Here is a 12,209-nt window from a genome sequence, read left to right as displayed (position 1 = left end):
GACAAGGGGGTGCCTCGTGGGCCAGGGTGGTGGCCCGGCGAGGTCCAGGCGGTGTCCGGGCGTGCGCGGGGGTCGGTCGGATACCGGTGTTGTATCTGGCCGGCCCCCGCGTGCGGTCGGACACCGCCTGGACCCGGCGGGGTGCCGCCCTGGCCCACGAGGCACCCCCTTAAGGTCGGGTCGTGCACGCGATCAAGGCCCCTGCTCTGCGTCCTGGCGACGCCGTGATGCTGGTCTCACCGGCAGGTCCGACCCGACCCGAGCGGATGGAGCGCGGGCTGGAACTGCTCGAGTCGTGGGGGCTGCGGGCGGTGCTCGGGCCACACGCGTACGACCGGACGGGTTATCTGGCCGGCGACGACGCGGCCCGGGCGGCCGACGTCAACCAGGCGTTCGCCGACCCGCGGATCCGTGGCGTGCTGTGCACCCGCGGCGGCTACGGCGCGCAGCGGATGGTCGACGCGGTCGACATGGCCGCCGTCCGGCGCGACCCCAAGGTGGTGGCCGGCTTCTCCGACATCACCGCGCTCCAGTTCGCGCTCTGGCGTGGCGCGCGGCTGGCGTCCGTACACGGCCCGGGTGTGGCCTGGAACGACGAGCGGACACCGGCCGAATCGGCCGAGTCGCTGCGGTCGGCGCTGATGAGCACGGACCCGGTGACGGTCGCCAGCCTGCCGACCGAGGACACCGCGGGCGTACGCGTGCCCGGCCTGGCCGCCGGCCCCCTGCTCGGCGGCAACCTCTGCCTGATCGCCGCGTCCGTCGGTACCCCGGACATGCCCGACCTGACTGGCGCCATCCTGCTGGTCGAGGAGGTGCAGGAGCCGCTCTACAAGATCGACCGGATGCTCACCCACCTGCGCCGGGCGGGTGCGCTCGACGGCCTCGCCGGTGTCGCGCTCGGCCAGTTCACGGACTGCTCGGACGACTGGGGAACCGGCCTGGCCGCGATGCTCCTGGACCGGCTCGGCGACCTCGGCGTGCCGGTGCTGGGCGGGCTGCCGATCGGGCACGGCCAGGGTCAGCTCAGCGTGCCGGTGGGCGCGCTGGCCACCGTGGACGCCACCGCCGGCGTGCTGACCGTCGAGGCCGCAGTCGGCTGAATTTCACGGAATGTCCCGCGCGGGTCACGCCACGTCGATCGACGTGGTGGAATGCCCGGGTTCCGGCCCGCTCGGGTCGGGCGCATCGCGGTGTCCGTGTGGCTACCGGCGCCCATTCGCGGAAGGCGGCGGCCATGAGCGAGCGGCCGAAGGGCACAGCGCGTCGATCGATCTGGCCGAAGATCGGCTTCGTCATGCTCGTGCCGATCCTCGCCACGGTGGCCCTCGTCGGCACCGGGCTGCGCGAAGGGCGCGACTCCACGCGGCACGCCGACGAGATGCGCGCGCTGACGACGGTCGTGGCCGCCACGGGCGGGCTCGTCCAGGGCGTCCAGGACGAGCGGGCGGCGGCGGCCATGATGTTGGCGAACGACCGATCCCCGGGCCTGTCGCGATATCGTGCCGCGTTCGAAGACGCCGGTGGCGCGGTGGACGGCGCGGTGAGCGCCTACACGACCCGGCGCGTCGCCCTGACCGACCTGCCCGGCGGCCTGGCGACCACGCTGAGCCAGATCGACGACGGGCTGCGTGATCTGGCCGCGCACCGCAGCGCCATCGTCGGCTTCAAGCTCGCCTTCACCGACGCGGCGAACGCCTACAACGCCCTGGTCGACAACCTGCTCAAGTTCCGGGACGCCGTCGCCAACCTGACCGCCGACCCGAACCTCGCCCAGCGGATGCGGGCGACCTCGACGGTGTCGCGACAGAAGGAGCTCCTCTCGCAGGAACGGCTGGTCGTGCTGCACGGCTACGGTGCCGGCGCCCTGAACGCGAATCTCAGGAGCGAGTTCGTCGCCGCGCAGGCCGGCCGCCGCGAGGCGCTGAAGCAGTTCGCCTCGGTCGCGACGGAAGGCGAGAAAGACGACTTCAACCAGGCCGTGGCGGGGCCCGACCTGCGTTCGTCGACCGCCTTCGAGACCTGGATCATCGGCGCCATGCCGACCACCGGCGCGCTGACCAGCGCGCCGTTCAACATCGACATCTGGGACAGCGCGCTGCTCGAATACGGCCGGGCGATCCGCGGTGTCGAGCGCAAGTTCGACACCGCGCTCGTCGACACCGCGGCCGAAGCCGCCGACGACGAGCGCCGCGGCCTGCTCGTCCGGACCGGCGTGCCCGGCGCGGCCCTGCTGCTCGCTCTGCTCGTCGCCTGGCTGGTCCTGCGGGCGACAACGCGGCGGCGGGACGAGCCCGGCGACCGGGCGGACAACCCGGACCGTCCGCTGGCGACGACCCGGGCCGGCGGCGCCTAGGCGATGCAGGCGGCGACGATCAGGGCTACACCGAAGTGGCTGGCCGCGCTGACCCGCGCGGCCGGGTGCGGCTGGTCGTCACAGATGATCTCGCCGAGCTTGCCCGGGGTCAGCATGTCGAGCACCAGGAACGCCAGGCCCATCAGCACGATGCCGAGCAGTCCGAAGAGGACGGTCGAGGCCAGGCCGTAGCCGAAGTCGGCGTAGCTCGTGATGATCGCGGTGAACACGATCACCGCGATGCCGAGCTGGTTGGCGGCGAGCAGCAGCGACGCGTTGGCGTTGCGCTGGATCCAGATCAGCTCCCGCAACTTGCCGGGGGTGAGCATGTCGACCAGCATGAAGCCGGCCGCCATCAGGGCGATCCCGACCACGCCGTAGACGATGCTGTGCCAGGCGCCGGTGAACAGGTCCTCCCACATGGTGCACGTCCTCCAAAGCCAGGCCCGTCGATGCCACCCATGTGGCGTTCAGGGGACGATAGCGCGATCATGCAAGCCGGGCTATGCCCGATCGGCCCGTTCGGGTGTCAGAGCCAGCCGTTCTGCTCCGCGATGCGGACCGCCTCGGCCCTGGTCCGGGACCCGGTCTTGCCGATGGCCGCCGACAGATGGTTGCGCACGGTGCCCTCCGAGAGGTGCACGACGGCGGCCAGGTCGGCGACCGTGCCGCCGTCGCGAGCGGCGCGCAGCACGTCGGTCTCCCGCGCGGTGAGCGGGCTGCGCCCGGCGACCAGCGTCTCGGCGGCCAGCGACGGGTCGACCACCCGCAGGCCGGCGTGCACCCGGCGGACGGCCTCGGCGAGCTGCCGGGCCGGGGTGTCCTTGACGACGAAGCCGCTGGCACCGGCCTCCATCGCCCGGCGCAGATAGCCGGGTCGCCCGAACGTGGTGACCACCAGCACCCGGCAGCCGGGCACCGCGTCGGCCAGGGCCGCGGTCGCGGCGATCCCGTCGCCGCCGGGCATCTCGACGTCGACCAGCGCCACGTCGGGTCCGGTCCGCCGGGCCGCCTCGACCACCTCGTCGCCCCGACCCACCTCGGCGACGACCTCCAGGTCGGGCTCCAGCGACAGCAACGCGGCCAGCGCGCCGCGGACCAGGGCCTGGTCGTCGGCGAGCAGGACCCTGATGGGCGTGTCGGTCACGCGGGGACGCTAACGCGCAGCACGAACCCGGAGCCCGGCGCCCGGCCGACGGAGAGCTGTCCCCCGCACGCCTCGGCCCGCTCGCGCAAACCGCGCAGGCCGGATCCACCGGCACCCGCCGCGGCCACGGGACCACTGCCGTTGTCGGCGATCTCCACCGCGTCGGGGCGCACCGTGATCACGCAGCGGGTCGCGCCGCTGTGCCGCACCACGTTGGTCACGCCCTCGCGGACGGCCCAGCTGAACAGCGTGCCGCGCGGTTCCGGCACGTCCGCCGAGCGCGGGACCTGGGCCTCGATGCCGGCCGCCGACAGCGCGGAGCGGGCGCTGGCCAACTCCTCCTCCAGGCACACCTCGCGGTACGCCCCGACCGTGCGACGGATGTCGGCCAGCGCCTCCCGGGCCAGCCGTTCCATGTCGTTGACCTCGGTCTTGGCGCGGTCCGGCGCGTCCGGGAGCAGCCGACCGGCGAGCTCGGCCTTGATGGTGATCACGGTCAGCGAGTGGCCGAGGATGTCGTGCAGGTCGCGGGCCGCGCGAGCGCGCTCCTCGGCGACCGCGAGCCGGGCGATCTCCCGGTTGGCCGCGGTCAGCCGCATGTTGTGGTCGATCATCCGGGTCACGCCGAACATCGCGAACGCGGCCAGCACGATCGAGAAGAACAGCCCGTTCTCGTGCTTCCACTCCGGCACCAGCACCGGCAGCAGCAGGGGCTGTGCGGCGACCACCGCGACGGCCACGACGGCGGCCCGCGGTGGCAGCACCATGACCGCCGAGGCCGCGATGTAGACCAGGCCGACCATCCAGTCGCCGCCCGCACCGGGCAGCATCGCGAGCCCGAGGACCAGGGTGACGCCGAGCCAGACCAGCCCGTCGCGCAGCCGGGGCTGGCGTTCCTCGATGTGCATCCGCCGGGTCCAGAGGAACACGAGGACGTACGAGAGCCCGAACGCCACGAGCGCCCCCAGGCTGAACCACTTCGCGAAGCCGCCCGGATGGTTCAGGATCGTGCCCAGCGGCTGCCCGAGGTAGAAGAGCCAGACCGAGCCGACCAGCCAGCCGAAGCCGTGCTGGAAGAACGGGCTCGGCTTCGGGACCGGCGGCCCGAACGTGTGCGTGCCCGCCAGGTGGGTCGGGCGGATCCCGTTGCCCTGGTCGTGCACCGACGCCGGCCCGGCGGGAGCCGGGCCGGTCGTCGGGGACATGGCCGTCATGCCGAACACGCTAACCGCGTTCAGACCCGGGCGGTATCGCGGCGGAAGAGCAGCGCGGCGCCCAGGCCGAAGCCGGCCGTCCATAGCACCACGTTGAGCACGGCCACCCACTGGAAGTCGTGCGTGAGCGGGCTGCGGGCGATCGAGCCGACGCCGTAGACGGGCGTGAACTTCGCGATCGTCTGCATCACGTGCGGCAGCACCTCCAACGGCACGAACAGGCCGCCGAACAGCGCCAGCAGGGCCAGGATCGGGCCCATGAACTGCATCACGTTCTCCGCCGGGGCCAGGTAGCCCACGAACAGGCCGAGGGCGGCGAAGACCAGGGAGCCGAGCCACGCGCCGAGGCCGGCCAGCAGCCAGACGTGGGCCGGCATCCGCACGCCGCCGATCGAGCCGACCACGAACTCCACGACCACCGAGAGCAGGCTCAGCGAGAGGGCGGACAGGACTTTCGTGGCCACGTACGCCGGCGGGCGCAGCGGGGTCAGCCGGAGCTGGCGGCTCCAGCCCTGGGCCCGCTCCACGGCCACCGCGCCACCGGTCGCCGTCGAGGCGGTCATCGCGCCGTACACGGCCAGGCTGATCATGATGTACGCGATGGCGGCCGCGCTGTTGGCCTGGTCGATGTTCTGGCCCTTCTGCGGCAGGCCGAAGAGCAGGAAGAACACCGCCGGCATGACCAGGATGAAGAAGAGGCTGCGGCGGTTCCGGAGCACCCGGCGGATCTCCAGGCCCAGGTAGGTCAGCGAGAACCCACCGAACGCCGGTCGCCGGTCGATCTCGGTGCGGGGCAGGGCGGCGGCGGTCATCGGGAAATCCCTTCCAGGTCGGTGTCCTCGCCGCTGGTCAGGGCCAGGAAGGCGTCCTCGAGGTTGCGCGAGGTGATCTCCAGGTCGCGGGCGGACGTCTGGTTCAGGAGGTAGCGGGCGACCCCGTCGGAGTCGTTGGTGTGCAGCAGCACGGTCTCGCCGCGCACCTCGGCCCGGTCGACGCCGGGCAGCGCGGCCAGCCGCACCTCGTCGGCGCCGGGCAGCGTCGCCCGCACCTGACGGCCGGCGGCCAGCGCCTTGACCTCGCTGGCGGTGCCGTCCGCGACCACCTGGCCCTTGCGGATCAGGACGATCCGGTCGGCGTACGCGTCCGCCTCTTCCAGGTAGTGGGTCGCGAACAGCACCGTGCGGCCGGCCTGGGCGTCGGCGCGGATGGCGTTCCAGAAGTCCCGCCGCCCTTCGACGTCCATCCCCGTGGTCGGCTCGTCCAGGACCATCAGGTCCGGGTCGGGCAGCAGCGCGAGCGCGAACCGCAGGCGCTGCTGCTGGCCGCCGGAGCACTTGGCCACCCGGCGGTCCGCGATGTCGGCGATGCCGGCGCGCTCCAGCACCTCGGCCACCGGCCGCGTGTGCGCGAAGAACGACGCGGTCATCCGCACGATCTCGGCGACGGACACGTCCTTGAGCAGGCCGCCGGTCTGCATCACGGCCGCGATCTTGCCGCGGTTGATGGCCTCGGTCGGCGTCAGCCCGTACACCTCGACCGAGCCCTCGGTGGGGCGGCCCAGGCCGAGCATCATGTCGATGGTGGTGGTCTTCCCGGCGCCGTTTGGCCCCAGGAACGCGACCACCTCGCCCTGCTCGATCCGCAGGTCGAGCTGGTTCACCGCGGTCACCGAGCCGAACTTCTTGGTCAGACCCCGCAGAAGCACGGCTGGAGTGCGGGTCCCCGTGATCTCGCTAGCCGCGAGAGTGTCCGTTCGCATGAGACCACTGTCGCGGCCGCGCGGCCCCTGAGCTGGGGCCGCGCGTCACGAGGCGACCGTGACAAATGTCAGGGATGTTGATCTAGAGAGCGCCGAGGTACCGCTCGCGCTCGTACGGCGTGACCTCGCGGCGGTACTGCTCCCACTCGGCGCGCTTGTTGCGCAGGAAGTAGTCGAAGACGTGCTCGCCCAGCACCTCGGCGACGAGCTCCGAGCCGGCCATCACGTCGATCGCCTCGGCCAGGTTCTCCGGCAGCGTCTCGTAGCCGGCGGCCTTGCGCTCCGCATTGGACAGTGCCCACACGTCGTCCTCGGCGCCCGGCGGCAGCTCGTAGCCCTCTTCGATGCCCTTGAGCCCGGCACCGAGCATGACCGCGAAGGCCAGGTAGGGGTTGGCGGCCGAGTCGATCGAGCGGACCTCGACCCGCGCCGAGTTCGGCTTGCCGTAGGCGGGCACCCGGACCAGCGCCGAGCGGTTGAGGTGACCCCAGCAGACGTACGCCGGAGACTCGGTGATCCGGTCCGGAAGTGCCTGTGGGAACAGCCGCTTGTAGGAGTTGACCCACTGGTTGGTGACCGCGGTGTATTCCCGGGCGTGCACCAGCAGGCCGGCGATGAACGCGCGCGCGACCTTCGACAGCTTCATCGGGTCGCCGGCGTCGTGGAAGGCGTTGCGCTCGCCCTCGAACAGCGACAGGTGCGTGTGCATCCCGCTGCCCGGCTGGTCCGTGAACGGCTTCGGCATGAAGGTGGCCTGGACGCCGTGGCTGAGCGCCACCTCCTTGACCACGTGCCGGAACGTCATGATGTTGTCGGCGGTGGTCAGCGCGTCGGCGTAGCGCAGGTCGATCTCCTGCTGGCCGGGCGCGACCTCGTGGTGGCTGAACTCGACCGAGATGCCGATCCGCTCCAGCGCGAGCACGGCCTGGCGGCGGAAGTCGCGGGCCACGGCGTGGGTGGTGTGGTCGAAGTAACCCCCGGCGTCGACCGGCACCGGCACCGAGCCGTCGTTGGGACCGTCCTCCAGCAGGAAGAACTCGATCTCGGGGTGGGTGTAGAAGGTGAAGCCCTTCTCCGCCGCCCGGGACAGCATGCGGCGCAGCACGTGCCGGGGGTCGGCCCAGGACGGGGTGCGGTCGGGCAGCAGCACGTCACAGAACATCCGGGCGCTCTCGCCGCTGACGCCGCCCTCGAACGGGAACACCTGGAAGGTGGTCGGGTCGGGCATGGCGATCATGTCGGACTCGAAGACCCGGGCGAAGCCCTCGATCGCCGAGCCGTCGAAGCCGATGCCCTCGTCGAAGGCCGATTCGAGCTCGGCCGGCGCTACCGAGACGCTCTTGAGAGTGCCCAGGACGTCGGTGAACCACAACCGGACAAACCGGATATCGCGCTCTTCCAACGTACGGAGCACGAACTCCTGCTGACGATCCACGGCCAACCCCTCTGAGCTGCATGTGTGCTAGCCGACCAGTGTTGCTCGGTGTCGTTACGGCAACGTTACGGTAGGACGATGCCCGCCGATGCGGCGGGTTCGTGGTGATCACACACTCGCTCGCGGGTGGAAGGATTGACGCATGCCCACGTTGCGTATCGCGCTCGCGCAGGTGAACCCGACGGTCGGCGACCTCGCCGGCAACGCCGCGATCGTCCGCTCCAGCACGCGCGCCGCCGTCGACGCGGGCTCCCGTCTCGTCGTGTTCCCCGAGATGATGCTGACCGGCTACCCGATAGAGGACCTGGTCTTCCGCCAGTCGTTCCTGGCCGCGACGTGCTCCGCGCTGCAGCGGCTGGCCGGGGACCTCGACGCCGACGGGCTCGGCGACACCCCGGTCGTGGTCGGCTACCTCGACGCCGACGGCCCGCCGGCCGTCAACTCCGCGACCGACCCGAGCGCCGGTCCCCGTAACGCGGCCGCGGTACTGCACCGGGGCCGGGTGGTGGCCCGCTACTTCAAGCACCACCTGCCCAACTACGGCGTTTTCGACGAGGACCGCTATTTCGTACCCGGCAACACGCTCGTCGTGGTCCGGATCGAGGGCATCGACGTGGCGCTGACCATCTGCGAGGACATGTGGCAGGCCGGCGGCCCGTTCGCGGCCGCCCGTCGGGCGCGCGTGGGCCTGGTGCTCACCATCAACGGCTCGCCGTACGAGCTCAACAAGGACGACACCCGGCTGGCGCTGGTCCGCCGGCGCGCGGCCGAGGCGGACGCCACGGTGGCCTACCTCAACATGGTCGGCGGCCAGGACGAGCTCGTCTTCGACGGCGACTCCATGATCGTCACCGCCGGCGGCGAGGTGCTGTCCCGGTCGCCGCAGATGGCCGAGCACCTGCTGATCCACGACCTCGACCTGCCGCTGGGCCTGCTGCCGCCGCCACCGTCGAGCCCGCCTTCCACGCCCCCGATCAGGGCCGAGGTGGGCGGCGACCAGATGGGCATCGAGCGGGTGCACGTCTCGGACCCGCACCCCGCGCTCGGCGAGCCCCCGGTCCAGGGCGGCCACGCCGTGCGCCTCGACGACGACGCGGAGGTCTGGCAGGCGCTGGTGCTGGGCCTGCGCGACTACGTCCGCAAGAACGGGTTCCACAAGGTCGTCCTCGGCGTCTCGGGCGGCATCGACTCGGCGGTGGTCGCCGCGATCGCGGTCGACGCGATCGGCGCGCAGGACGTGATAGGCGTGTCGATGCCCAGCCAGCACTCGTCGTCGCACTCCCGCGAGGACGCCGCCGAGATGGCCAAGCGCACCGGCCTGGAGCTGCGGATCCACGAGATCCAGGCGATGGTCGACAGCTTCCAGACGAAGATGTCGCTCTCGGGCCTGGCCCTGGAGAACCTCCAGGCCCGCGTCCGCGGCGTCGTCCTGATGTCGATCTCCAACCAGGAGGGCCCGCTGGTCCTGACCACGGGCAACAAGAGCGAGCTCGCGGTGGGCTACTCGACCCTCTACGGCGACTCGGTGGGCGGCTTCAACCCGCTCAAGGACGTGCCGAAGACGCTGGTCTGGAAGCTGGCGCGCTGGCGCAACGACGAGGCCCTGCGGGTCGGCGAGGAGCCGCCGATCCCGGAGAACTCGATCTCCAAGCCACCGAGCGCGGAACTGCGCCCGGACCAGCTCGACACGGACTCGCTCCCCGACTACGACCAACTCGACGCGATCCTGCTGTCCTACGTCGACGGCGACCAGGGCCGCGCCGACCTGATCGCCGCCGGCCACGACCCGGCCCTGGTCGACCGGGTGCTGCGCCTGGTCGACCTGGCGGAGTACAAACGCCGCCAGTCGGCCCCGGGCACCAAGATCTCCATCAAGGCCTTCGGCCGCGACCGCCGCCTACCCATCACGAGCCGCTGGCGCGAGATCGACCCGTCCGGCGTGTGAAAGATTCCACGCTCGTCTCTCCTCGGCGGGACTCCGGTGGGACGATCGGAGGGTGCCCAGGGACCGCACCGGAGCGGCCTTGAGGCGAGAGGAGAAGCTGCGATGAGCGAGCAACCGTCCCTCTACGGCGGGCCCCCCAACCGTCGTGTACGCACTCGGGAGCTGATCGCCGCCAAGGAGCGCGGTGAGCGGTGGCCCATGTTGACCGCGTACGACCAGTACACCGCCGCGATCTTCGATGAGGCCGGGATTCCCGTGCTGCTCGTCGGTGACTCGGCCGCCAACAACGTGTTCGGGTACGAGACCACCCTGGCCGTCACCGTGGACGAGCTTCTGCCGCTGGTGAAGGCCGTGGTCCGCGCCACGAAACGCGCGCTGGTCGTCGGTGACCTGCCGTTCGGCTCGTACGAGGAGGGGCCGACCCAGGCCCTGCGGACCGCTGTGCGGTTCATGAAGGAGGGCGGCTGCCACGCCGTCAAGCTCGAGGGTGGGCGGCGGACCGCGCCGCAGATCGAGGCGATCACCGCGGCCGGCATCCCGGTCATGGCGCACATCGGGTTCACACCGCAGAGTGAGCACACGCTCGGCGGCTACCGGGTGCAGGGCCGGGGCGACGCGGCCGAAGAGGTGATCGCCGACGCGCACGCGGTGGCCGACGCCGGTGCCTTCGCCGTGGTGCTGGAGATGGTGCCCGCCCACGTCGCCAAGCGGATCACCAACGAGATCGGCGTGCCCACGGTCGGCATCGGTGCCGGGCCCGAGACCGACGCCCAGGTGCTGGTCTGGCAGGACATGGCCGGGATGCGCACCGGCAAGCTGCCGCGGTTCGTCAAGCGCTACGCCGACCTGCACGGCACCCTCCGCGACGCCGCCGCCCAGTTCGGCGACGAGGTGCGCGGCGGGCAGTTCCCCAGCTCAGAGCACAGCTTCTAGCACCGCGCGCGCCTCCGCCAGGGATGGGCCGTACCACGTCAGGTGCCGGCCGCTGACCAGCGCGTACGGCAGTCCCGGGAACGCCTCCGGGCCGTCGTCGGCGGTGAACGCGTACGGCTCGTCCGGCAACACCAGCAGGTCCGCGCCCGCCGCTCGCAACTCCGCCAGCGGTGGGCGCGGATAGCGCTCGGCGGCCGTCGCGTAGACGTTGTCCACGCCGAGCCGGGCCAGCAGGTCGCCGGCGAAGGTGTCCGAACCCAGCACGACCCACGGCCGCCGCCAGACCGGGATCAGCGCGCTCCGGCGTACCCCTGTGAACGGCTGTGACCAGGCCTCCCGCGCGGACCGCAACCAATCCGGCGGCGCCGCGCCCAGCGCGGCCAGCAGCCGTTCGAGCGACGTCAGAGCCGAGGGCAGCGTCCGCGGATAGGTCACCCAGACCGGCACTCCGGCCGCCCGCAGCGCCTCGACGTCCGCGCGGCGGTTCTCCTCGGCGTTGGCCAGCACGAGGTCGGGCGCGGCGGCCCGGACGCGGTCGAGATCGGGATATTTCGTGCCGCCCACCCGGAGCACGTCGAGCCCGGCGGGCTCCACGCACCAGTCGGTCGCACCGACCAGCAGCGACGGCACGGTACGGGCGACCGCCTCGGTCAGCGAGGGCACCAGCGAGACGACCCGGCGGGGCGGGCCGGCCAGCGGGACGGGCGTGCCGAGGTCGTCGTTCAGACGTCCGTCACCCGGAACCCGGCGTGCGCCTTGTAGCGGCGGTTGATCGCGATCAGGTTGGCGGTCAGCGCCTCGACCTGGTGGGCGTTGCGGAGCCGGCCCGCGTAGATGCCGCGCATGCCGGGGATCCGGGCGCACAGCCCCGCCACCACGCCGGCCAGGTGCCGGTCCTCGGCGCAGATCAGCACGTCGAGGTCCATCGACTCGACGGCCGGGTCGGCCAGCAGCGGCGCGCTCACGTGGTTGAAGGCCGCGGCCACGGTCGACTCGGGCAGCAGCGCCGCCGCCTGCTGCGCGGCGCTGCCCTCGTCGACGTGCAGCGGGAACGGACCGTGGCTGTCGAAGCCCAGCGGGTTGACGCAGTCGACGACCAGCTTGCCGGCCAGCGGGTGGCGCAGCGCGGTGACGGTGTCCCGGTGGCCGGCCCACGGCACCGCGATGATCGTCAGGTCGGCGGCCTCGGCCACGTCGGCGTTGGCGCCGCCCTCGACCGGCCGGGTGACGCCCGGCAGCGCGGAGATCTCGTCCGCCGAGGCGGTCGCGCGGGCGGCCTGGCGGGAGCCGATCAGCACGCTCTGGCCCGCGCGGGCCAGCCGGTACGCGAGGCCCCGGCCCTGGTCGCCGGTGCCGCCGATGATGGCGACGGTCAAGCCGGACACGTCGGGAAGCGCGCTGGGGTCGTAGGCCATGCGGG

12 protein-coding genes are annotated in these 12,209 nt (G+C 72.1%); 4 read left to right on the top strand and 8 right to left on the bottom strand.

Annotated features, from left to right (window positions below; genetic code table 11):
- Nucleotides 1-227: 227 nt before the first annotated feature.
- Together BLV39_RS12030 and BLV39_RS12025 are read left to right on the top strand one after the other, a co-directional pair.
- A complete protein-coding gene (locus BLV39_RS12030) occupies nucleotides 228-1,103 on the top strand; it encodes a S66 peptidase family protein (RefSeq protein WP_090791426.1) in 876 nt (291 codons plus the stop codon).
- A 134-nt stretch (nucleotides 1,104-1,237) separates the two neighbouring features.
- Nucleotides 1,238-2,356 carry a nitrate- and nitrite sensing domain-containing protein gene (locus BLV39_RS12025; protein ID WP_090790228.1) on the top strand — a complete coding sequence of 373 codons (1,119 nt, stop codon included), beginning with the start codon at nucleotides 1,238-1,240 and terminating at the stop codon, nucleotides 2,354-2,356.
- On the opposite strand, the gene BLV39_RS12020 is transcribed toward BLV39_RS12025, so the two are convergent.
- From BLV39_RS12020 to glnA, 6 genes are all read right to left on the bottom strand, one after another.
- A complete protein-coding gene (locus tag BLV39_RS12020) occupies nucleotides 2,353-2,778 on the bottom strand; it encodes a DUF350 domain-containing protein (RefSeq protein ID WP_090790226.1) in 426 nt (141 codons plus the stop codon). The genes BLV39_RS12025 and BLV39_RS12020 overlap by 4 nt on opposite strands.
- A gap of 107 nt (nucleotides 2,779-2,885) precedes the next feature.
- Complete coding sequence (locus tag BLV39_RS12015) at nucleotides 2,886-3,503, bottom strand: response regulator transcription factor (protein WP_090790224.1); 618 nt, start codon at nucleotides 3,501-3,503, stop codon at nucleotides 2,886-2,888.
- Nucleotides 3,500-4,717, bottom strand: coding sequence for a sensor histidine kinase (locus BLV39_RS12010; protein ID WP_143049736.1), 1,218 nt, complete (start codon nucleotides 4,715-4,717; stop codon nucleotides 3,500-3,502). Before BLV39_RS12010 ends, BLV39_RS12015 begins: the two co-directional genes overlap by 4 nt.
- Before the next feature lie 20 nt (nucleotides 4,718-4,737).
- Nucleotides 4,738-5,529: an ABC transporter permease gene (locus BLV39_RS12005; RefSeq protein ID WP_090790220.1), complete on the bottom strand. Its 792-nt coding sequence runs from the start codon at nucleotides 5,527-5,529 to the stop codon at nucleotides 4,738-4,740.
- Entirely contained in the window at nucleotides 5,526-6,476 is a 951-nt protein-coding gene (locus BLV39_RS12000) for an ABC transporter ATP-binding protein (protein ID WP_090790218.1), read from the bottom strand. The genes BLV39_RS12005 and BLV39_RS12000 overlap by 4 nt, the downstream gene beginning before the upstream one ends.
- An 82-nt stretch (nucleotides 6,477-6,558) precedes the next feature.
- The gene (gene glnA / locus BLV39_RS11995) at nucleotides 6,559-7,911 is read right to left on the bottom strand and encodes a type I glutamate--ammonia ligase (RefSeq protein ID WP_090790216.1); all 1,353 of its coding nucleotides are present in this window, start codon (nucleotides 7,909-7,911) and stop codon (nucleotides 6,559-6,561) included.
- A gap of 142 nt (nucleotides 7,912-8,053) precedes the next feature.
- Here glnA and BLV39_RS11990 point away from each other — a divergent pair, with 142 nt between their 5' ends.
- Together BLV39_RS11990 and panB are read left to right on the top strand one after the other, a co-directional pair.
- Nucleotides 8,054-9,856: an NAD+ synthase gene (locus BLV39_RS11990; protein WP_090790214.1), complete on the top strand. Its 1,803-nt coding sequence runs from the start codon at nucleotides 8,054-8,056 to the stop codon at nucleotides 9,854-9,856.
- Between the two features lie 102 nt (nucleotides 9,857-9,958).
- Nucleotides 9,959-10,789, top strand: coding sequence for a 3-methyl-2-oxobutanoate hydroxymethyltransferase (panB, locus tag BLV39_RS11985; protein WP_090790212.1), 831 nt, complete (start codon nucleotides 9,959-9,961; stop codon nucleotides 10,787-10,789).
- Here the strand turns inward: panB and BLV39_RS11980 are convergent.
- Nucleotides 10,772-11,485 (bottom strand): helical backbone metal receptor, encoded by a 714-nt coding sequence (locus BLV39_RS11980; RefSeq protein ID WP_090791424.1) that lies wholly within the window; start codon nucleotides 11,483-11,485, stop codon nucleotides 10,772-10,774. The two genes, panB and BLV39_RS11980, sit on opposite strands and share 18 nt — an antisense overlap.
- 26 nt (nucleotides 11,486-11,511) lie before the next feature.
- A complete protein-coding gene (gene npdG, locus BLV39_RS11975) occupies nucleotides 11,512-12,204 on the bottom strand; it encodes an NADPH-dependent F420 reductase (protein ID WP_090790210.1) in 693 nt (230 codons plus the stop codon).
- Nucleotides 12,205-12,209 lie beyond the last annotated feature (5 nt).

Origin of the sequence: Asanoa ishikariensis, assembly GCF_900107455.1 — a bacterium.
In the GTDB taxonomy this organism is placed as follows: domain Bacteria; phylum Actinomycetota; class Actinomycetes; order Mycobacteriales; family Micromonosporaceae; genus Asanoa; species Asanoa ishikariensis.
This window is presented reverse-complemented; position numbering and strand designations above follow the sequence as displayed.